The sequence below is a fragment of the Haemophilus parainfluenzae T3T1 genome (assembly GCF_000210895.1).
GTDB classification, from domain to species: domain Bacteria; phylum Pseudomonadota; class Gammaproteobacteria; order Enterobacterales; family Pasteurellaceae; genus Haemophilus_D; species Haemophilus_D parainfluenzae_A.
The window spans coordinates 286,511-307,319 of the sequence record NC_015964.1 but is presented as its reverse complement, the minus strand read 5'-3'; the positions used below and the strand labels follow the sequence as shown (position 1 = coordinate 307,319).

Genomic DNA, 20,809 nt, shown 5'->3' with positions numbered 1-20,809 from the left:
TGTACTAACGAACTAACAGACTTATTTTTTATCAATTAAAAAAGGAAATGACTATGTCAGAACTTAATGAAGCACAAAAAGTTGCGTGGACAGGGTTTGTTGCCGGTGACTGGCAAGAAAATGTCAACGTGCGTGATTTTATTCAGAAGAACTACACCCCGTATGAAGGTGATGATTCTTTCTTAGCAGGTCCAACCGAAGCGACAACAAAACTTTGGGAAACCGTAATGGAAGGGATCAAAGTTGAAAACCGCACTCACGCGCCATTAGACTTTGACGAACATACGCCTTCAACGATTATTTCTCACGCTCCAGGCTACATCAATAAAGACTTGGAGAAAATCGTAGGTCTTCAAACTGATGCTCCATTAAAACGTGCCATTATGCCATTTGGTGGTATTAAAATGGTGGATGGTTCATGTAAAGTTTACGGTCGTGAATTAAATCCTGAAGTGAAAAAAATCTTCACTGAATACCGTAAAACACATAACCAAGGTGTATTCGATGTTTATACGCCAGACATTTTACGTTGCCGTAAATCAGGTGTATTAACTGGTCTCCCTGATGCTTACGGTCGTGGCCGTATCATCGGTGACTACCGTCGTGTAGCACTTTACGGTGTAGACTTCTTAATGAAAGATAAATACGCACAATTCTCTTCTTTACAAAAAGACTTAGAAGATGGCGTAAATCTTGAAGCAACTATCCGTTTACGTGAAGAAATCGCAGAACAACACCGTGCATTAGGCCAAATGAAACAAATGGCAGCAAGCTACGGTTACGATATTTCTAACCCAGCAACCAATGCTAAAGAAGCCATTCAATGGATGTACTTTGCTTACTTAGCTGCAATCAAATCACAAAACGGTGCAGCGATGTCATTCGGTCGTACTGCAACCTTCATCGATATCTATATCGAACGTGATTTAAAAGCGGGTAAAATTACTGAAACTGAAGCGCAAGAATTAGTTGACCACTTAGTCATGAAACTTCGTATGGTTCGTTTCTTACGTACACCAGAATACGATCAATTATTCTCTGGTGACCCAATGTGGGCAACTGAAACCATCGCAGGTATGGGGTTAGACGGCCGTACATTAGTAACCAAAAATACCTTCCGTATTTTACACACCCTTTACAACATGGGTACTTCTCCAGAACCAAACTTAACAATTCTTTGGTCTGAACAATTACCTGAAAACTTCAAACGTTTCTGTGCGAAAGTATCGATTGATACATCATCAGTTCAATACGAAAATGATGATTTAATGCGTCCAGACTTCAACAATGATGACTACGCAATCGCATGTTGTGTATCACCAATGGTTGTGGGTAAACAAATGCAATTCTTCGGTGCGCGTGCAAACTTAGCGAAAACATTGTTATACGCAATCAACGGCGGTATTGATGAAAAATTAGGTATGCAAGTTGGTCCGAAAACTGCACCAATCACTGATGAAGTGTTAGATTTCGACACAGTCATGACTCGTATGGACAGCTTTATGGATTGGTTGGCAAAACAATATGTGACTGCCTTAAACATCATCCACTATATGCACGATAAATATTCATACGAAGCTGCATTAATGGCGTTACATGATCGTGATGTATACCGTACTATGGCTTGTGGTATCGCAGGTCTTTCTGTTGCAGCAGACTCACTTTCAGCAATTAAATATGCGAAAGTTAAACCTGTTCGTGGCGACATCAAAGATAAAGATGGCAATGTTGTAGCAAGCAACGTAGCAATCGACTTCGAAATCGAAGGTGAATATCCACAATATGGTAACAACGACAACCGTGTTGATGACATCGCTTGTGACTTAGTTGAACGTTTCATGAAGAAAATTCAAAAACTTAAAACTTACCGCAACGCTGTGCCTACACAATCTGTATTAACCATTACTTCTAACGTAGTTTATGGTAAGAAAACAGGTAACACCCCAGATGGTCGTCGCTCAGGTGCGCCATTCGGACCAGGTGCGAACCCAATGCACGGTCGTGACCAAAAAGGTGCGGTAGCGTCATTAACTTCTGTGGCTAAACTTCCATTTGCTTACGCGAAAGATGGTATTTCTTACACCTTCTCAATCGTACCAAATGCGTTAGGTAAAGATGCAGAAGCACAACGTCGCAACCTTGCTGGCTTAATGGATGGTTACTTCCACCATGAAGCAACAGTAGAGGGCGGTCAACACTTAAACGTGAACGTGTTAAACCGTGAAATGTTATTAGATGCAATGGAAAATCCGGATAAATATCCGCAATTAACCATTCGTGTATCTGGTTACGCAGTACGTTTCAACTCTTTAACTAAAGAGCAACAACAAGACGTCGTCACTCGTACATTCACAGAATCGTTCTAAAACACGATAAAATTTAACCGCACTTTAGCGGGAACATAAAAATTATGAGCCTGATTTAAGTCAGGCTCATTTTTTATAGACGATATTTTTGGTAAAATTTAGCTATATTCATTTTTGGAAATTTATGTATGTCTGTTTTAGGAAGAATTCATTCTTTTGAATCCTGTGGCACCGTAGATGGCCCGGGTATTCGCTTTATTTTATTTATGCAAGGCTGTTTAATGCGTTGCAAATATTGCCACAACCGTGATACTTGGGATCTTGAAGGTGGTCGCGAAATTAGTGTCGAAGAGCTTATGAAAGAAGTGGTGAGTTATCGCCATTTTATGAATGCGACCGGTGGTGGTGTGACGGCATCTGGTGGTGAAGCGGTTCTTCAAGCAGAATTTGTGCGCGATTGGTTCCGAGCTTGTAAAGCAGAAGGCATTAATACCTGTTTAGACACCAATGGTTTTGTGCGTCATTACGATCATATTATTGATGAATTGCTCGATGTAACGGATCTTGTGTTGCTTGATTTAAAAGAGCTGAACGATCAAGTGCACCAAAATCTGATTGGCGTGCCAAACAAACGTACGCTGGAATTTGCAAAATATCTGCAAAAACGAAATCAACGTACATGGATTCGTTATGTCGTGGTACCCGGTTACACAGATAGCGACCATGATATTCATTTATTAGGGCAATTTATTGAAGGCATGACCAATATTGAAAAAGTCGAACTTCTTCCTTATCATCGATTAGGCGCCCACAAATGGAAAACCCTTGGGTTTGACTATGAACTCGAAGATGTATTGCCTCCGACAAAAGAGTCGCTTGAGCATATCAAAAATATCTTAGAGGGATACGGACATACCGTAAAATACTAGGCGATAGTGTCAAACGGTAAACAGCAAGCTTCAGTAAGCTTTAAGGAGAGAAAAATGAAAAAATTAGCATTAACGTTTTTAGGTGTAGCCCTTTTAGCAGGCTGTTCAGCTGTTCAACCGCCACTTCCTCAAGAAGAGGTGAAACTAAGCCCACCTTCTAAAGATAGAGTGGGTTATGTTCGATTGGTAAAAGATAAAAATTACTACATTGATGCTGATTCTATTTGGGTCGATAACCAAGATTTAAACCAAGTGCATTTTGATGCGGTAGTGAATTTGGATAAAGGCTTATATGTGTATCCAAACGAAACTAGACGTTATGCACGTTCTGTTCGCCAATATAAAATCTTAAACTGTAAGAACTACCATTTAACCCAAGTTCGTACCGATTTTTATGATGATTTCTGGGGCGAAGGTTTACGTGCGGCACCGAAAAAACAAGATAAATATACAATCAGCTTGAAGCCTAATACAACGCTCTATGCGGCTGCGCAAATCATTTGTGTGAACTCAGATAGAAAACCTTCTTTAGATTTAGAAGGCTCAAAAGCGAAATAATCAATTAAAGTGCGGTTAGAAATAACCGCATTTTTTATCTCTATCAAACTAATGAGCAGGCAATAAAAAACGGTCAATATTATCAAATATTGACCGCGCTTTTTATCTCACCATGAAAGATTATTTCACACGAGAAACGTATTCGCCTGAACGAGTATCAACTTTGATTACTTCGCCGATTTGAACGAAAAGAGGTACTTTCACCACAGCACCAGTACTTAATGTTGCTGGTTTACCGCCTGTACCCGCAGTATCACCTTTAAGACCAGGGTCAGTATCGATGATTTCTAATTCTACGAAGTTTGGTGGAGTGACAGTAATTGGCGCACCGTTCCATAAAGTCACGATACAATCTGCTTGGTCTAATAACCATTTTTCTGCATCACCCACTGCTTTTGCATCAGCAGAGTATTGTTCAAATGTTTCTGGGTGCATGAAGTACCAGAATGCATCATCTTTGTATGAATAAGTCAGGTTAAGATCCATAACATCAGCAGCTTCAACCGAAGTACCAGATTTGAAGTTTACATCTAATACTTTGCCTGAAATTAATTTACGAATACGAGTACGAGTAAAAGCTTGGCCTTTACCTGGTTTAACGAATTCGTTTTCAACGATCACACAAGGCTCACCGTCTTGCATAAATTTTAGACCTGGTTTGAAATCACTGGTAGTATATGTAGCCATATTAAAAATATCCTAAAAAATAGAGATTGTTTGAAAGTGCGTATTTTAACCCGAAATATTGCGATTAGAGAAGAACAAAATTGGTTAGAAACCCTAAAAAATGCGATTTCTGATCCGAAAATCTTATTAAAAACCCTAAATTTGCCAGTTGAAGATTTTGCCGAGGACATCGCCGCTCGTAAACTTTTTGCTATGCGAGTGCCTTTACCTTTTGTTGAAAAAATGGAAAAAGGGAATCCTAAAGATCCACTTTTTTTACAAGTGATGACGGCTCAACAAGAATTTATTGAGGCCGAAGGGTTTAGCCAAGATCCTTTAGATGAGCAGCAAAAAAATGCGGTGCCTAATATTCTACATAAATACCAAAATCGCTTGTTATTTATGGCAAAAGGGGGCTGTGCAGTCAATTGTCGTTATTGCTTTCGTCGTCATTTTCCTTATGATCAAAACCCAGGCAATAAAACCAGTTGGCAACAAGCAATAGACTATATTGCCGCACATCCTGAAATCGAAGAAGTGATTTTTTCGGGGGGCGATCCGATGATGGCGAAGGATAGTGAATGGGCGTGGCTATTAGAACGCCTTGAAAAGATACCGCACTTACAGCGTTTACGTATTCACTCTCGTTTGCCGGTCGTGATTCCAGAGCGCATTACGGATGAATTTTGTGATTTATTGCTAAAAAGCCCATTACAAACAGTGTTTGTGACGCATATCAATCATCCAAATGAAATTGATGAAGAACTCGCTTTGGCTATGCAAAAACTGGTAGGCGCTAAGGTCACGTTACTCAATCAATCAGTCCTTTTAAAGGATGTGAATGATAACCCACATACATTAAAAGTATTAAGCGATAAGTTGTTTCAAGCGGGCATTCTGCCTTATTACTTACATTTGTTGGATAAAGTGCAAGGTGCGAGCCATTTCTATATTTCAGATGAGAAAGCGTTACAAATTTATAAAGAATTACAGGCGCTCACTTCTGGCTATTTAGTACCCAAATTAGCTCGAGAAATCGGTGGAGAGCCAAATAAGACTTTATACACAGCGTAAGATCCGATAAAATACGATCCAATTTTTCACCGCACTTTTTGTGCGATCTTTAGTTTAGCAAATCGAGGTAATCCCGTGGATAATAAAAATCAACCTAACGACAATTCATCTCAAAATGAATTAGATTTAGGATTTAATCATTCAGACTCTGTGACCCCAAGAAAACCGGTTCAACAAAGTGGCTCAATTTTTGATAAAGCCAAAGGTTTATTTGGTAAAAAAGAACAGCCAGATACGCAATTCCATGTTCGTCGCGAACCAACTTTTGGTGCGGCAGCAAGCCAACCTTTTTCGCCTTCTCAAGCATTCCAAAGTGAAAATACTGAACAGTCAGCATCATCAAGTGCTTTCGGATATCAAGAGCCTGTTGAAAATGTTCAAGTAGAAAGCGTAGCGGAAGAAAAAGTGATTTTTGAAAATTCTCCAGCAGAAGAGATTGTAGAAGAAGTGACAACTCAAGCCGAAACAGTTGCACCGGCAGCCGCTGCGGCAGCAAGCTTGAAATCACCTGAAAAATGGAAGGTTCTACAAATGTTACCAGAAAAACATCGTCGTTTATTTATTGCGATTTTGGGTTTAGTGGTCTTACTGATTATTTTCTTCACTCTAAAACCAAACTCAGATACGGTGGAGTCTTTTGAACAGCAAAACAGCAATGAAATTCCGGTTCAATTCCAATCATTAGATCAGTCTCAACCGGTTGAAACCACCGTATTAGATAACAATAATACTACGGCTCCTGCAACAACAGAACAAACAGCAAATGGCGCTAAATCAGATGCACCTCCAGCCATGGAGTATGTAGGTGATAAAGCAGATGCGGCGAAATCACAACCTGCAGAGCCTGCACAACAAACTGTTGCTCAACAACCTGCAACACAAGCTCCAGCTCAACCAACTGTTGCTCCGACAGCAGCTAAAGATCCAGTGAAAACTGCACAACCAGCTGTAGAAAAACATACTGCAACGGTTGAGCATAAAGCAGAACCTCATCGTGAACATACACCAGTGGTTCAAGAGAAAAAACAACCTAAACCAGCAACTGAAAAAGCGACAGCTCAGCCGACTCAAACCGTGAAAAAAGAGCAAAGCAAAATTCAAGAAGCTAAACCGGTTGCGACTAAAGAAACTAAAGTTCAAATTGTGGAAGCGAAATCAGCAACCCACAATGCGATGAAAGCAGCTGAACCAGCAGCACAAACAGCTTCAACAGGTGCAACAAAAACATTAACTGTGCCTCAAGGTGTTTCACTGATGCAAGTATTCCGTGATAATAAATTGAATATTTCAGATGTGAATGCCATGACAAAAGCAAGCGGTGCAGGTAATGCATTAAGTAGCTTCAAGCCTGGTGACAAAGTACAGGTTTCAGTGAACAGTCAAGGCCGAGTGAGTGAGCTTCGTTTATCAAATGGCGGTAAGTTCATTCGTCAAGCCGATGGTTCATATCAGTATAAAAAATAATTTTTAGTGGGCGAGTAATCGCCCATTTTTCTAGATAAGATTGTTTATCCTTGCTCATTTCGAAAAGTGAGCAATCATAAACAACCCTTGATGGAAATAGAATTCATGTTAAAAAAATTAAGCGTAATTTTGACCGCACTTTGTCTTTCTGCTTGTTCACAAAATGTTGAATTAAGCAAACCAGCACCACAGAAAATGAAAGTGCAAACCGTTGATAAAAAATCCCAAAAGGGGTCAGCGACGGTTTATTTGTGTAAAGGCAATAAAGAAGTGAGTGTGGTTCATACCAAGCAAAAACAGAAAAGTAAAAAAACACTCAGTCAGGTGACCGTTACTTTTAATGATGTAACAGAAAAATTGACACGAGTGATTTCTGAGCGTGGGAGAAATTATGCGAATATTCGTTGGTATTGGCAGGAGCGTGATGACTTCAGTCAATTACAAACTAGCGTAGGTGAAGTGCTCGCAGAACGCTGTGTGAAACAACTAAGTGAATTAAAATCAGGCAAATAATTCTTTTATGGATCTCCAACGCGGCTTTGTGTTACATCGTCGTCCTTATAGTGAAACTAGCCTTTTGGTGGATTTATTCACTGAAGAAACGGGACGTTTGACGGTTATTGCAAAAGGTGCACGTGCAAAACGTTCGGCATGGAAATCTGTCTTACAGCCTTTTACGCCATTACTTCTTCGTTGGTCAGGAAAAGGCGCATTAAAAACACTCACGAAAGCAGAGCCGGCGGCAATTACGCTGCCTTTACAGCAAACGGCTTTATACAGCGGGTTTTATGTAAATGAGCTGATTACTCGAGTGATCGAGCCCGAAACGGCTAATCCACAACTTTTTCAGCATTATCTACAATGCTTAACAGGCTTAGCTACTCAACCGCAGGTTGAGCCTACATTACGTTTATTTGAATTTCATTTACTTAAAATTTTAGGTTATGGCATTGATTTTCTGCATTGTGCTGGATCAGGTTTGCCAGTGGATGAATCAATGACTTACCAATACCGAGCGGAAAAGGGTTTTATCGCCTCGTTAGTAAAAGATAACTTGACCTTTTATGGTCGAGATTTACTCGCCTTTGACCGTTTAGAATTCACCGATGAGGCGGTCTTACAAGCGGCAAAGCGCTTTACTCGCATCGCGCTTAAACCTTATTTAGGTGATAAACCGCTGAAAAGCCGAGAATTATTTACGCAAAACGTACTTTATTTAAAATAATCCCTTTCTTTGATACAAATAGATTAAAACACCATCATGGCTTTACTTTACGCTCCACAAAAAAAACAGAAAACCACGCAAAAAATCGTCGCTGAAATTCAGGATTTAGATTATCAAGGATTAGGTGTCGCCAAAATTCAAGGTAAAACTTGGTTCATTGAAAATGCTTTGCCAACGGAGAAAGTGGAAGCGGTGGTGACCGATGAAAAACGTCAATATGGATTAGCCACTGCACAAAAGTGGCTACAAGAGAGTAGTCAGCGTGTTGAGCCGCAATGTCGTTATTATGGGCGTTGTGGTGGCTGCCAAGGCCAGCATATTCCTGTAGAAATGCAGCGTAAAGCGAAAGAGAAAGCCCTTTTTTCTCGTTTAAGTAAACTGCAAGCAGAGCCTATTCAATTAATGCCAATGATTTGTGGCGAACAATGGGCTTATCGTCGTCGAGTACGATTAAGTTTACTGTGGAATGCTAAAAGCAAAACCGTTGAAATGGGATTTCGTCAGAAAAACTCCAATCAGTTAGTCAGCATTCAGCAATGCTTAGTGGCAGAGCAAGCAATCAATGATTTGATTCCCAAATTGACCTCACTTTTGGCGCAATATTCAGCCCCGAAACAATTAGGGCATATTGAATTAGTTTCAGCAGAGAATGGCGTAGCCATGTTGTTACGCTATAAGGGAAATTTAGCTGAAACTGACCGCACTTTATTGCTCGAGTTTGCACGCGTAAATGCCGTGAATTTGTTTCTGCAAGATGATCAAAACATCCAACTTGTGCATGGTGAAATGCCCTATTATGCATTAGACGATATTCGTTTATCTTTTGATATCCGCGATTTTATTCAAGTGAATACTCGCTTAAATCAGCAAATGGTTGAGACGGCTTTAGATTGGCTTGATTTGAATCAGGACGATCATGTTTTAGATTTATTCTGTGGGATGGGTAATTTTACTCTGCCTTTAGCCAAACGTGTGAAAAGTGCGGTTGGAATTGAAGGTGTTTTGGATATGGTGAAAAAAGCCCAAGCGAATGCACAGTTTAACCACATTGAGAATGTTGAATTTTATCAAGCTGATTTAGACCAATCTTTTTCAGAACAACCTTGGTCAAAACAACATTTCAATAAAATTCTTCTCGACCCGCCTCGTAGCGGTGCGGCTTTTGCACTGAATGCGTTATGTGAGCTGGGTGCAGAAAGCATTCTTTATGTATCTTGTAACCCTGCAACCTTAGTACGAGATGCAGAAATTCTCCGTTCTTTCGGGTATCGCATTATCAAAACCGCCATGATTGATATGTTCCCGAATACCAGTCATTTGGAGTCGGTGACATTATTTATCAAATAAGGTGTAAATTCTGATAGAATAGCCAGACTTTTTTGTTGTCTTAAAAAGACAACTCGGCTGACAGGATGTTGCCGAGCCATATTCATCAACAAGGGGGTATTATGGTTGCAGTTCGTGGTTCTCACTTATCAAATCCACATGATTTTGAGATCGAACAATGGTGTTCGAGCCTTAAACTTGCTGCCCCCGCAGAAAAGTCTCTGATTGATGCATGGTATTATGCCCAAGCCAAAATAGCTGAACATGCCGATCAAATGGAGAATGCAATCCTCACATTGCAATCTGGTGTGGAAATGGTGGAGATTCTGCATGAAATGAATATGGACAGCGAAAGCTTACTCACCGCTATGCTATTCCCCTTAGTAGCAAATAAAATTGTTGATTGGGAGCAAATTCAGGAACATTTTGGTCCTAAAATCACCAAACTGCTTAAAGGTGTGGAGGAGATGGATAATATCCGTCAGCTCAACGCCAGCCATTCTGCCAATGCGTCTCAAGTGGATAATGTACGCCGTATGCTCCTTGCAATGGTGGACGATTTCCGTTGTGTGATCATCAAACTTGCTGAACGTATTACGTTTCTTCGTAATGCGGAAAATCACTTTTGTGAAGAAGAAAAAGTATTGGCTGCCAAAGAATGTTCCAATATTTATGCCCCATTGGCGAACCGTTTAGGTATCGGTCAATTAAAATGGGAGCTTGAAGATTACTGCTTCCGCTATTTGCATCCAGAACAATATCGAAATATTGCCAAATTATTACATGAGCGCCGCTTAGATCGTGAGCAGTATATTGCGGATTTCGTCACAGAATTAACCGGTTATTTAAAAGAAAATATTGACCAAGTTGAGGTTTACGGACGTCCAAAACATATTTATAGCATTTGGCGAAAAATGCAAAAGAAACATTTGGAGTTCAGTGGCTTATATGATGTCAGAGCGGTTAGAGTGATTGTACAGAAATTGCAAGATTGTTATACGGCGCTCGGTATCGTCCACACACATTTCAAACACTTGCCAAAAGAATTTGATGATTATGTCGCCAATCCGAAACCGAATGGCTATCAATCCATTCATACTGTGGTGTTAGGTAAAGGCGGCAAGCCAATTGAAGTGCAAATTCGTACTCAGCAAATGCATGATGATGCGGAGCTTGGTGTAGCCGCCCACTGGAAATACAAAGAGGGCACGACAGGTAGCCTTTCCGCTTACGAAGAAAAAATCACTTGGTTGCGTAAATTACTTGCATGGCAAGATGATATTACGGATTCTGGCGAAGTGATGGCTGAATTACGTAGCCAAGTCTTTGATGACCGCGTATATGTGTTTACGCCGAAAGGTGAAGTGGTTGATTTACCCGCGGGATCAACTCCTCTCGATTTTGCTTATGCGATCCACAGTGAAATTGGCCACCGTTGTATCGGAGCGAAAGTTGGGGGACGTATTGTGCCATTCACTTATCACCTGCAAATGGGTGAGCAAGTGGATATTATCACGCAGAAAAATCCAAATCCAAGCCGAGATTGGGTCAATCCAAACCTAGGGTTTACTCATACCTCAAAAGCGCGAGCCAAAATCCAAGCGTGGTTTAAGAAACAAGATCGTGATAAAAACGTTCCAGCGGGTAAAGAGCAGTTAGATAATGAACTTGCGCGTTTGAATATCAGTTTGAAACAGGTTGAGCAGCTTGCCTTGCCACGTTATAACTTAAGAAACCTCGAAGATTTATATGCGGGCATTGGTAGCGGAGATATTCGCTTAAATCAGTTGATGAATTTCTTGCAAAGCCGATTGATCAAAGTGACGGCTGAAGAAGCAGATCAAGAAATTCTCCGCCATGTGGCGAGTAAAAGTGCGAATACTGCACAGCAAAAGGCGCAACAGAAAGCCGAGCAACAACAGAATAAAGGTTATGTGATCGTTGAAGGGGTCGGTAATTTAATGCACCATATGGCGCGTTGTTGCCAACCGATTCCAGGCGATGCCATTGCAGGCTACATTACTATGGGACGAGGTATTTCAATTCATCGTTGCGATTGTGAACAGTTTATTGAATTACAAGCTGCCCATCCTGAACGCGTGGTGGAAGCCCTTTGGGGGGATAATTACGCGGCTGGTTTCCATATTAATATTCGCATCGTGGCGAGTGATCGTAATGGTTTATTACGCGATATTACGACTGTGCTGGCGAATGAAAAAGTCAGTGTACTAGGTGTTTCAAGCCGTGCGGACACCAAAAAACAAGTAGCAACGATGGATATGGAAATTGAACTGAAAAATGTGGAAAGTTTAAGTAAAATACTGGCCAGATTAGCGAAGTTAGACGACGTTATCGAAGCAAAACGTTTATAGATTACAACATAGGAACTTTTATGTATAAAACCACGGGATTAACCCATTTAATTAACTCCACAAAATATTCCTTGCAAGGTTTAAAGAGTGCATTCAAAAATGAAACTGCATTTCGCCACGAATGCTTTCTTGCGTGCATTCTGATTCCGCTCGCATTTTGGCTTGGTGACACTAAAATTGAGATCGCACTGATGATTTCATCAGTTTTACTCGTGATGGCAGTAGAGCTATTAAATAGTGCAGTTGAAGCGGTAGTGGATCGTATTGGTACAGAACGCCACGAGCTTTCAGGGCGAGCTAAAGACCAAGGCTCAGCAGCGGTATTTATTGCGCTTTGCATCGTTGCCGTTGTTTGGGGAAGTATTTTATTTTTCTAAAGTGCGGTCAATTTTAAGTAAAAATTTCGGCTTATGTGTTTTACATAAGCCGTTTTTGTATAATGTACACAAACATTTATATACCTCAGCGGTATTGGATATAAGTAGGTATTTATGACAACAGTTTCGTCTTTCGGTGCATTAGTCGCGCTTATTGTGGCCATTTTTCTCATTTTGAAAAAAGTCTCGCCAGTCTATGGCATGTTGACGGGGGCTTTGATAGGCGGGCTAGTTGGAGGCGCTGATTTATCAGAAACGGTGAACTTAATGATCGGTGGGGCACAAGGGATTACAACAGCGGTCATGCGAATTTTAGCGGCGGGCGTACTGGCGGGGGTACTCATTGAATCAGGGGCGGCCAGCACGATTGCCGAAACTATTACACATAAACTTGGCGAAGCAAGAGCGTTATTGGCCTTAGCTTTAGCAACACTGATTTTAACCGCAGTGGGCGTGTTTATTGATGTGGCCGTTATTACGGTTTCGCCGATTGCACTCGCGTTAGCTCGTCGCACCAATTTATCAAAATCAGCCGTTTTATTAGCGATGATTGGGGGAGGTAAAGCAGGAAACTTGATGTCACCTAATCCCAATGCCATTGCTGCAGCCGATACCTTTCATCTGCCTTTAACGTCGGTAATGGTAGCGGGGATTATTCCCGGGATCTTTGGATTAGTCTTAACCTATTTTTTAGCAAAGCGCTTAAAAGACAAAGGCTCTTTTGTATCAGAACAAGAGAGTGTCGCCGTTGATTCTCAACATTTACCTTCATTTTTGACCGCACTTGCTGCGCCATTGGTGGCTATCTTATTACTTGCGTTACGTCCATTGGCAGACATTAAAGTTGATCCTCTCATTGCGTTGCCACTAGGTGGTTTAATTGGTGCGTTATGCATGGGAAAACTTCGCCATGCGAATAGCTATGCGATTAGTGGCTTAGGCAAAATGGCACCGGTGGCGATTATGTTGCTCGGTACGGGTGCTTTAGCGGGCATTATTGGCAACTCAGGCATGAAAGATGTGCTCATTGAAGGCTTAAAACATTCTGGTTTGCCTCCCTATATTCTCGCGCCAATTTCTGGTGTTTTGATGTCTCTTGCGACGGCATCAACAACGGCAGGCACAGCGGTCGCATCCAATGTATTTAGTTCAACATTATTAGAACTTGGTGTAAGCAGCCTTGCGGCTGCTGCCATGATCCACGCAGGAGCCATCGTATTCGATAATATGCCGCACGGTTCTTTTTTCCATGCGACTGGTGGCAGTGTGAATATGAATATGAAAGAACGCTTAAAACTGATTCCTTATGAAAGTGCGATTGGTGTGATTATGACGCTCGTTTCTACGCTCATTTTCGGTGTGTTTTATTGATTTGAGGAGTGTATATAAATTTTAAAGAGAGGTCGTAAAACGTAATGAATTATGACCGCTCTTTTGATTCTATTTTTTGTATTTTTCTAATATTTCTTTAGCTTGAGATTCTAATTCTGGGAATAAAGTCTTTTGACTAATTCCGAAAGTTTTTAGTTCAGATAAAATATTTTCCTTACTTTTTTTGGGAATGATAAACTTACTCCCATTATTGTCTTTTTTTATCCAATTATTGTTTAATATAGCTTTTTTTTCTTTTATTTTATCAATGCCGAATAATAAGAAGCAACCCTGTTGTCTAATAATTCTATTATTGTTTAATTGTGGTTTTACACATATTACTTTTTCTAGGTCATTATGATTTATTAAGGATCTGAAACTTGGCTTATCCTTACGGATATCATGTAATAGTTTAGATATTTCAGGAGTATTGTTGAATGCTTGTATATATGAAATTTCTTCTATTTCTTTTAATCTATTTTGGTATACTTCTTCTACTAAATCATCACTTGTGCCAAGATCAGCATCTTGAATTTCACGTTCAAATTTTTCAATTAATTCTTCATCATATGGTAAATCTAGCTCTGATTTAAAGTGTTTTTCAATTTCATTTTTTAAATCTAGACAGTCGTTGGTTAAATTGAAATTTTTATTTATTTTATATAGGAAATTAGCTTTTTCACATAAAACTTTTGCTTTTAAAGTTATTATATGAGTATTTGTTGAAAAATTATGTTTTCTTAAAGATAATGCTGATAATACAGAAACAGTATCACTGTCAAAATATTTTATATCTTCATTTGGAATATCAAATATAATTATTTCTCCATCATATTTATCATTATTTTTTACTGAAAAATAAATAGAAACTAAGGCATTAGTAGTAAGATCTAATAATCTTGTTGGATAGCCATAATGTTGCAATTTAACTAATGTATTAAACAGAGTATCTTTATCTGAAAATTCACTAGGATTGTTAACAATCGCATCTCTAATTATATTATCTTCATTATAATAATATTTGTTATCTTCCCGATATATGCTTGGTTCTAATTTATATTCTCTAGCATTAGAGTGCCCCCTAAAGAATCTTGTATGTCCCTCTTCTGGTTCTCCTAATCCTTCTAATGCATCAATAAGATCTTTAATGCTATTAATTTCCATATTTTTTCCTTAGTTTATATAAAGTTAATATAAATTCCTTTTGCAAGAATAATTTATGTTTTATTTATCCCCTCGGATGAAATCTTTCATGAAGGTGTTTCAAGCGTTCTTTAGCCACGTGAGTATAAATTTGCGTGGTGGAGAGATCGCTGTGTCCGAGGAGCATTTGTACAACGCGGAGATCCGCACCGTGATTCACTAAATGTGTCGCAAAGGCATGACGAAGAACGTGCGGTGAAAGGGCATCCGTATCGATTCCAGCTAAGATAGCATAATGCTTTATACGATGCCAAAAGGTTTGGCGAGTCATTTGCTGAGCTCGTTGACTTGGAAAGACCACATCAGAGCTTTGTCCATTGAGCAAAATTGGGCGACCATAAAGCACAAATTGTCGCACCCAAAACGCGGCTTCTTCCCCCATTGGTACAATGCGTTCCTTGTTGCCTTTGCCAATCACACGCACGACACCTTGTTGCAGATTCATATTCTCAATAGTGAGCGTGACCAATTCCGTGACACGTAATCCCGTGGCATACAACAATTCCAACATGGCTTTATCGCGTAACTCGAGCGGAATTTCGACATCAGGTGTATTTAATAAATCCGTGACTTGTTGCTCGGTTAAATATTTAGGTAAGCGGCTTGGCAATTTAGGTGAGCTCAGTACGGCACTCGGATCATCCGTACGATACTTTTCACGATACAAATATTGGAATAATTTCCGCATCGCACTTAGCATTCGTGCAGTACTGGTAGCTTTGTAACCTTGCTCTAAACGGCTGCCTAAAAATTGTTGCAGATCTAAGGGTTCGAGGGTTTCGAGAGATAAATTTTGTTTATCCAGCCAATCACAAAGTGCGGTCAAATCGAGACGATAGGACTGCACGGTGTTTTCAGACAATCCTTTTTCGATCCAATATTCATTCAAGAATAAATCGACTAGCGTGAGATTATTCATGTTTATACTCTATGTATCAAAAAAGCTTTCACGCCACGTGGAGTGATAAATAATCCAATGAAAGCAAAGGCGGCCATTAAACTAAAGGCATAAACTGGCGAAATTGGATAAAGTACGCCAGAAAGTGCAGTGAAAATCGCAATGGCTGCACATCCCGCCAAGGCATTGTATAAGCCTTGTAATTTCGCAATATGGGTTTGTGGTTGAGTGGTGATATAACGCACGGTCGCGTAATGGCCGACGACATAAGTAAGACTGTGAAAACATTGTAGTAAGATAATCTCAACAAAGGTATCGGCATAACCGAAAGCGAGCCAACGCACGATAGCCGCAATACCGGTGAGATAGAAAAGGGCTGTAATGGTCCAGTTTTTGAATAATCGAGTGGAGAAGAAAAAGACCACGATTTCAGCTAATACACTGATTCCCCAAAATAAACCCGCATCGGAAACGGAGTGGCCATGATTTGTCCAAAAAATAGTGCTATATGAGTAATAAGCTGCATGCGATCCTTGAATGAGTGAAATCGCAATAAACAAACGAAGGGTCGTTTTATTTTTCAGTAAGTCTAAAAATCCAACGGAATTTTCGACCGCACTTTGAGGTTCGTCCTGCGGCATTGGGTTCGGATGAAGTAATTGCACAATACAGTAAAAAACGAGTATGCCTGTGATCATCCAAGTAATATATTGCTCACCCACGAGTCCAACAAAATACCCGAATACCATCACACCAACAACAAACGCAAAGGAACCAATTAAGCGCGCTTTGCCATAATCTAAATGAATTTGTTGTTGCCATGTACTGGCAAGGCTATCACCAATCGGCATACCGGCCGCATTCACCATGGAATACAACGCAAGTCCAATAAACAATAGCCAGAAATTGTGCGACATCAGTCCAATTAAGGCCATTGTAATGGCACTGGCCACACCTAAATAACGTAAGCCATTTACTAAGAGGGAAACGCGTTTGATTAAGCCGGAAAATAAAATACCGCCGCTGAAACGGAAAATGTAGGCACAGGCAAGCAATAAGCCGATACTTTCTTCGCTATAAGATTGCGTTTTCAACCATGCCGGGAAAAGTGGAAGAAACACACCGTAGGCACAGTAGTAGCCAAAAAAGCTCAAGGCGAGCCAAGTAAAAGGACGAACTTGCATTAGAATAATTTTTCCATTTCTTGTGAGCGTGCTACACAGGCTTGCATCGCTTGTTTAATGATGTTGTTAAATTGATGTTGATTGAACACATTTAATGCGGCTGCGGTGGTGCCGCCTTTTGAGGTGACATTTTCTCGTAAAGTCGAAAGGGCTGTTTGAGGATTTTCAATCACCAACTTCGCTGAACCTAACATAGCTTGTTGTACCAACTCACGAGATTGGTTTTCATCTAATCCCATTTCCATTAGGCCTTGTTGCATGGCTTCTAAAAATTGGAAGAAGTAAGCTGGGCTACTGCCAGACGCAGCAGTGACTGCATGCATTTGATCTTCATTTGTCACCCAAGTGGTTTTCCCTACAGCTGAAAGTAAATCTTCCGCAAAAGAGCGGTCAATTTCAGGTGTGTTTTTGTCCGCAAATAAGCCTGCCATGCCTTCACCCACTAATGCAGGTGTGTTTGGCATCACGCGAACAATGGATTTTGCTGTTGGAAGGAGTTCAGCTAATCGGGCAGTCAAAATTCCTGCTGCAATAGAAATAATTAATTTATCAGATAAATCAACCGCACTTAATGGCTTGCAAACATCGGCTAGCACTTGTGGCTTAATGGCAAATAACACAACTTGAGATTGTGTGATGGATTGCTCGTTATCCGTAGAAACTACGACGCCATATTGTGCAAAAAAAGCACGTTTCTCTTCATTAGGATCATTAACGATAATTTTATTGGCAGGGTACCCTTGTTTTAATAGGCCTAACACAATCGCTTGTGCCATATTACCACCGCCGATGAAGGCAATTAATTTCTGTTGCATCATTTTTTCCCGTGAGTTTATGGGCTACAATGTCGCGTATTTTACCCTATTATGAAGGAAGTGTTACGATGTGGTTTAAAAATTTAATGTCATATAGGCTGACTAAGCCCTTAGATTGGGATCTTAATGAATTGCAACGCCAGTTGTCAGATTGTGAATTTTATCCTTGTGGCTCACAAGATCAAAGTAAATTTGGTTGGACTAATCCCTTGAAAGGCAGTGAATTATTGCATTTTTCTGTCGGTAAACACATTTTGTTAGTTGCGAAAAAAGAAGAGAAAATGTTGCCGGCGAATGTAGTGAAACGTGAATTAGATGAACGCATTGAAAGCCTTGAGCAAAAAGAAAACCGTAAATTGAAGAAAACGGAAAAACAAACGTTAAAAGATGATGTGGTGATGAATTTATTGCCACGCGCATTCACTAAAAATCAGCAAACTTCAGTGTGGATTGATACGGAGAACAATCTTGTGCATGTCGATGCGGCATCCAGTAAACGATCAGAAGATGCTTTGGCGTTATTGCGTAAATCACTTGGTTCGTTACCCGTTGTACCGTTGGCTTTTGCGAATGAACCTTCGACCATTTTAACGGATTGGATTGTGCAGGAAAAAATCCCGCATTGGTTGGTGGCATTAGAAGAGGCTGAACTGCGAGGAAGCCAAGAAGACAGCGTGATCCGTTGTAAGAAACAGCCTTTAGAAAATGAAGAGATTCTCGCACTTTTACAAGATGGCAAAAAAGTGGTGAGCAAGCTCGCATTGGAGTGGGAAGATACGCTGACGTTTGTATTTAATGAAGATTGCACGCTCAAACGTTTAAAATTTGCTGATGCGGTGCGTGAGAAAAATGCGGATATTTTAAAAGAAGATTATGCGCAACGCTTTGATGCTGATTTTGTATTAATGACAGGTATTTTATCTAAACTGACCGAAAATTTACTCGATGAATTTGGTGGTGAGAAAGTCAGATTAGGCTAGTTTTATCATAAAATAAAAAGGCGAACATTATGTTCGCCTTTTTTTGTTTAAAAGTGCGGTCAAATTTCCGCACGTTTTTAATTAGTGTGTGCTCGTACTGGTTGTGGTACGGTTTGCACGTTTACGATCGTTTTCCGTTAAGAGTTTTTTACGGATACGGATCGATTCAGGTGTGACTTCGACTAACTCGTCGTCATCGATAAACTCGATAGCTTGTTCAAGTGTAAATTTCACCGGCGTAGTTAAGACGATAGCATCATCTTTACCTGATGCACGCATATTGGTGAGTTTTTTACCTTGTAAACAGTTAACAGTTAAGTCGTTTGTACGGCTGTGAATACCGATGATTTGACCTTCGTAAACTTCTACGTTAGCTTCGATCATTAATTTACCACGCTCTTGTAAACCAAATAGCGCATAAGCGAGTGCTTTACCGGTTGCGTTAGAAATTAATACACCGTTTTTACGTTGGCCGATTTCACCTGGTTTGATGTCATCGTAGTGATCGAAACTAGAGTAAAGTAAACCGGTACCTGACGTCATAGTCATGAATTCACCACGGAAACCGATCAAGCCACGGCTTGGGATGATGTATTCTAAACGCACACGACCTTTACCATCCGGCATCATATCGCGAACTTCACCTTTACGAATACCTAAGGCTTCCATGACAGAACCTTGGTGTTGTTCTTCCACGTCGATAGTCACTTGCTCGTAAGGCTCTTGTTTTTTGCCGTTGATTTCACGGTAGATTACTTTAGGACGAGAAACCGCAAGCTCATAACCTTCACGACGCATATTTTCAATTAATACAGAAAGGTGTAATTCACCACGGCCAGAAACACGGAATTCATCTGGGTTTGGTGTTTCTTCTACGCGTAATGCCACGTTGTGAACTAACTCTTTGTTTAAACGTTCAAGAATTTGACGAGAAGTCACATATTTACCTTCTTGACCCGCAAACGGTGAAGTATTTACACAGAAGAACATGGTTACGGTTGGTTCATCAACGGTTAATGAAGGTAAGGCTTCAACCGCGTTGATATCACAAATGGTATCCGAGATATTTAATTCACCTAAACCAGTAATCGCGATGATGTCACCTGCGTAAGCAACATCTTCTTCATAACGTTGTAAACCAAGGTGACCTAATACTTGACCCACACGACCTTGGCGAGTTTTACCTTCACCATCAATGATCGTTACAGGTTGATTTGGTTTGATTGAGCCACGTTTGATACGACCGATACCGATAACACCCACATAGCTGTTATAGTCTAATTGGGAAATTTGCATTTGGAATGGCGCATCAAGTTCTACTTTTGGTGGTTCAACGTGTTGAACAATCGCTTCAAATAATGGGGTCATGTCTTCCGCTAATTCTTCGTGTTCAAGCCCTGCGACACCATTTAATGCTGAAGCATAGATAATTGGGAAGTCTAATTGCTCATCGGTTGCACCAAGGTTAACGAATAAATCGAATACTTGATCCACAACCCAATCAGGACGTGCGCCTGGACGGTCAACTTTGTTGATAACTACGATTGGTTTTAAACCATGAGCAAAGGCTTTTTGGGTCACGAAGCGTGTTTGTGGCATTGGGCCATCAAAAGCATCTACCACTAAAAGTACAGAGTCCACCATAGAAAGCACACGTTCAACTTCACCACCGAAGTCGGCATGCCCTGGAGTATCTACGATGTTAATGCGATAGCCATTCCAGTTAATTGCAGTATTTTTTGCAAGAATGGTAATGCCACGTTCTTTTTCAAGATCGTTTGAGTCCATCACGCGTTCATCAACATCACCACGAGTTGATTCAAATGTACCGGATTGTTGAAGGAGTTTGTCAACGAGGGTGGTTTTACCATGGTCAACGTGGGCGATAATTGCGATATTGCGCAATTTATTAATATCAATGTCGTTTTTCATTTATTACGTTCTTAAAGTTTAAGTTTTGTAGGGTGGAATTTTTATGCCACCGAATAGTCCAAGTAGTTTAAATTGGTGAGTTAAACTCACCCTACGAGAATCTCGAAAGGGCAAAAATTATACACGATA

General features: G+C 40.3%; 18 protein-coding genes. 12 read left to right on the top strand and 6 right to left on the bottom strand.

From position 1 onward, the window contains the following. The first annotated feature begins 53 nt into the window (after positions 1-53). From pflB to PARA_RS01510, 3 genes are all read left to right on the top strand, one after another. Entirely contained in the window at positions 54-2,366 is a 2,313-nt protein-coding gene (gene pflB, locus PARA_RS01520) for a formate C-acetyltransferase (RefSeq protein ID WP_014064229.1), read from the top strand. Positions 2,367-2,494: 128 nt separating this feature from the next. Then, the gene (pflA, locus tag PARA_RS01515) at positions 2,495-3,235 is read left to right on the top strand and encodes a pyruvate formate lyase 1-activating protein (protein WP_014064228.1); all 741 of its coding nucleotides are present in this window, start codon (positions 2,495-2,497) and stop codon (positions 3,233-3,235) included. A gap of 54 nt (positions 3,236-3,289) precedes the next feature. After that, positions 3,290-3,793: a surface-adhesin E family protein gene (locus PARA_RS01510; protein WP_014064227.1), complete on the top strand. Its 504-nt coding sequence runs from the start codon at positions 3,290-3,292 to the stop codon at positions 3,791-3,793. Between the two features lie 120 nt (positions 3,794-3,913). Here the strand turns inward: PARA_RS01510 and efp are convergent, their stop codons facing one another. After that, positions 3,914-4,480: an elongation factor P gene (efp, locus tag PARA_RS01505; RefSeq protein ID WP_005695259.1), complete on the bottom strand. Its 567-nt coding sequence runs from the start codon at positions 4,478-4,480 to the stop codon at positions 3,914-3,916. A gap of 36 nt (positions 4,481-4,516) precedes the next feature. Here efp and epmB point away from each other — a divergent pair, with 36 nt between their 5' ends. The 8 genes from epmB (at position 4,517) to PARA_RS01465 (ending at position 13,668) form a co-directional block, all read left to right on the top strand. Then, entirely contained in the window at positions 4,517-5,533 is a 1,017-nt protein-coding gene (gene epmB / locus PARA_RS01500) for an EF-P beta-lysylation protein EpmB (protein WP_041918300.1), read from the top strand. A gap of 75 nt (positions 5,534-5,608) precedes the next feature. Continuing rightward, a complete protein-coding gene (gene oapA / locus PARA_RS01495) occupies positions 5,609-6,997 on the top strand; it encodes an opacity-associated protein OapA (protein WP_014064225.1) in 1,389 nt (462 codons plus the stop codon). 105 nt (positions 6,998-7,102) lie between these two features. Further along, positions 7,103-7,510: an MliC family protein gene (locus tag PARA_RS01490; RefSeq protein ID WP_014064224.1), complete on the top strand. Its 408-nt coding sequence runs from the start codon at positions 7,103-7,105 to the stop codon at positions 7,508-7,510. Positions 7,511-7,517: 7 nt separating this feature from the next. Beyond that, positions 7,518-8,222 (top strand): DNA repair protein RecO, encoded by a 705-nt coding sequence (recO, locus tag PARA_RS01485; RefSeq protein ID WP_014064223.1) that lies wholly within the window; start codon positions 7,518-7,520, stop codon positions 8,220-8,222. A 36-nt stretch (positions 8,223-8,258) separates the two neighbouring features. Further along, positions 8,259-9,569, top strand: coding sequence for a 23S rRNA (uracil(1939)-C(5))-methyltransferase RlmD (gene rlmD, locus PARA_RS01480; RefSeq protein WP_014064222.1), 1,311 nt, complete (start codon positions 8,259-8,261; stop codon positions 9,567-9,569). A 101-nt stretch (positions 9,570-9,670) separates the two neighbouring features. Next, positions 9,671-11,920, top strand: coding sequence for a GTP diphosphokinase (gene relA, locus PARA_RS01475; RefSeq protein ID WP_041918193.1), 2,250 nt, complete (start codon positions 9,671-9,673; stop codon positions 11,918-11,920). A 20-nt stretch (positions 11,921-11,940) separates the two neighbouring features. Next, complete coding sequence (locus PARA_RS01470) at positions 11,941-12,297, top strand: diacylglycerol kinase (protein ID WP_005695266.1); 357 nt, start codon at positions 11,941-11,943, stop codon at positions 12,295-12,297. Positions 12,298-12,411: 114 nt separating this feature from the next. Next, the gene (locus PARA_RS01465; protein ID WP_014064220.1) at positions 12,412-13,668 is read left to right on the top strand and encodes a GntP family permease; all 1,257 of its coding nucleotides are present in this window, start codon (positions 12,412-12,414) and stop codon (positions 13,666-13,668) included. Between the two features lie 69 nt (positions 13,669-13,737). On the opposite strand, the gene PARA_RS01460 is transcribed toward PARA_RS01465, so the two are convergent. The 4 genes from PARA_RS01460 to proC all read right to left on the bottom strand — a co-directional run bounded on the left by PARA_RS01460 (position 13,738) and on the right by proC (position 17,768). Beyond that, positions 13,738-14,832: an FRG domain-containing protein gene (locus PARA_RS01460; RefSeq protein ID WP_014064219.1), complete on the bottom strand. Its 1,095-nt coding sequence runs from the start codon at positions 14,830-14,832 to the stop codon at positions 13,738-13,740. A 64-nt stretch (positions 14,833-14,896) separates the two neighbouring features. Further along, on the bottom strand, positions 14,897-15,790 hold the full coding sequence (gene xerD / locus PARA_RS01455; protein WP_014064218.1) for a site-specific tyrosine recombinase XerD: 894 nt from the start codon (positions 15,788-15,790) through the stop codon (positions 14,897-14,899). Positions 15,791-15,792: 2 nt separating this feature from the next. Beyond that, on the bottom strand, positions 15,793-16,953 hold the full coding sequence (locus tag PARA_RS01450) for a 3-phenylpropionate MFS transporter (RefSeq protein ID WP_014064217.1): 1,161 nt from the start codon (positions 16,951-16,953) through the stop codon (positions 15,793-15,795). After that, positions 16,953-17,768: a pyrroline-5-carboxylate reductase gene (gene proC / locus PARA_RS01445; protein WP_014064216.1), complete on the bottom strand. Its 816-nt coding sequence runs from the start codon at positions 17,766-17,768 to the stop codon at positions 16,953-16,955. Before proC ends, PARA_RS01450 begins: the two co-directional genes overlap by 1 nt. A 68-nt stretch (positions 17,769-17,836) precedes the next feature. Between proC and rdgC the strand changes: the two genes are divergently transcribed. Continuing rightward, complete coding sequence (rdgC, locus tag PARA_RS01440) at positions 17,837-18,748, top strand: recombination-associated protein RdgC (protein WP_014064215.1); 912 nt, start codon at positions 17,837-17,839, stop codon at positions 18,746-18,748. A gap of 81 nt (positions 18,749-18,829) precedes the next feature. Here rdgC and typA read toward each other — a convergent pair whose 3' ends face one another. After that, the gene (gene typA, locus PARA_RS01435) at positions 18,830-20,680 is read right to left on the bottom strand and encodes a translational GTPase TypA (RefSeq protein ID WP_014064214.1); all 1,851 of its coding nucleotides are present in this window, start codon (positions 20,678-20,680) and stop codon (positions 18,830-18,832) included. Positions 20,681-20,809: the final 129 nt, after the last annotated feature.

Bases quoted from the DNA above. Each gene is read 5' to 3' on its own strand.
- proC (WP_014064216.1), bottom strand. From the start codon at position 17,768: ATGCAACAGAAATTAATTGCCTTCATCGGCGGTGGTAATATGGCACAA.
- PARA_RS01465 (WP_014064220.1), top strand. From the start codon at position 12,412: ATGACAACAGTTTCGTCTTTCGGTGCATTAGTCGCGCTTATTGTGGCC.
- rdgC (WP_014064215.1), top strand. From the start codon at position 17,837: ATGTGGTTTAAAAATTTAATGTCATATAGGCTGACTAAGCCCTTAGAT.
- PARA_RS01470 (WP_005695266.1), top strand. From the start codon at position 11,941: ATGTATAAAACCACGGGATTAACCCATTTAATTAACTCCACAAAATAT.
- pflA (WP_014064228.1), top strand. From the start codon at position 2,495: ATGTCTGTTTTAGGAAGAATTCATTCTTTTGAATCCTGTGGCACCGTA.
- relA (WP_041918193.1), top strand. From the start codon at position 9,671: ATGGTTGCAGTTCGTGGTTCTCACTTATCAAATCCACATGATTTTGAG.
- typA (WP_014064214.1), bottom strand. From the start codon at position 20,680: ATGAAAAACGACATTGATATTAATAAATTGCGCAATATCGCAATTATC.
- PARA_RS01450 (WP_014064217.1), bottom strand. From the start codon at position 16,953: ATGCAAGTTCGTCCTTTTACTTGGCTCGCCTTGAGCTTTTTTGGCTAC.
- efp (WP_005695259.1), bottom strand. From the start codon at position 4,480: ATGGCTACATATACTACCAGTGATTTCAAACCAGGTCTAAAATTTATG.
- pflB (WP_014064229.1), top strand. From the start codon at position 54: ATGTCAGAACTTAATGAAGCACAAAAAGTTGCGTGGACAGGGTTTGTT.
- xerD (WP_014064218.1), bottom strand. From the start codon at position 15,790: ATGAATAATCTCACGCTAGTCGATTTATTCTTGAATGAATATTGGATC.
- rlmD (WP_014064222.1), top strand. From the start codon at position 8,259: ATGGCTTTACTTTACGCTCCACAAAAAAAACAGAAAACCACGCAAAAA.
- PARA_RS01460 (WP_014064219.1), bottom strand. From the start codon at position 14,832: ATGGAAATTAATAGCATTAAAGATCTTATTGATGCATTAGAAGGATTA.
- PARA_RS01490 (WP_014064224.1), top strand. From the start codon at position 7,103: ATGTTAAAAAAATTAAGCGTAATTTTGACCGCACTTTGTCTTTCTGCT.
- recO (WP_014064223.1), top strand. From the start codon at position 7,518: ATGGATCTCCAACGCGGCTTTGTGTTACATCGTCGTCCTTATAGTGAA.
- PARA_RS01510 (WP_014064227.1), top strand. From the start codon at position 3,290: ATGAAAAAATTAGCATTAACGTTTTTAGGTGTAGCCCTTTTAGCAGGC.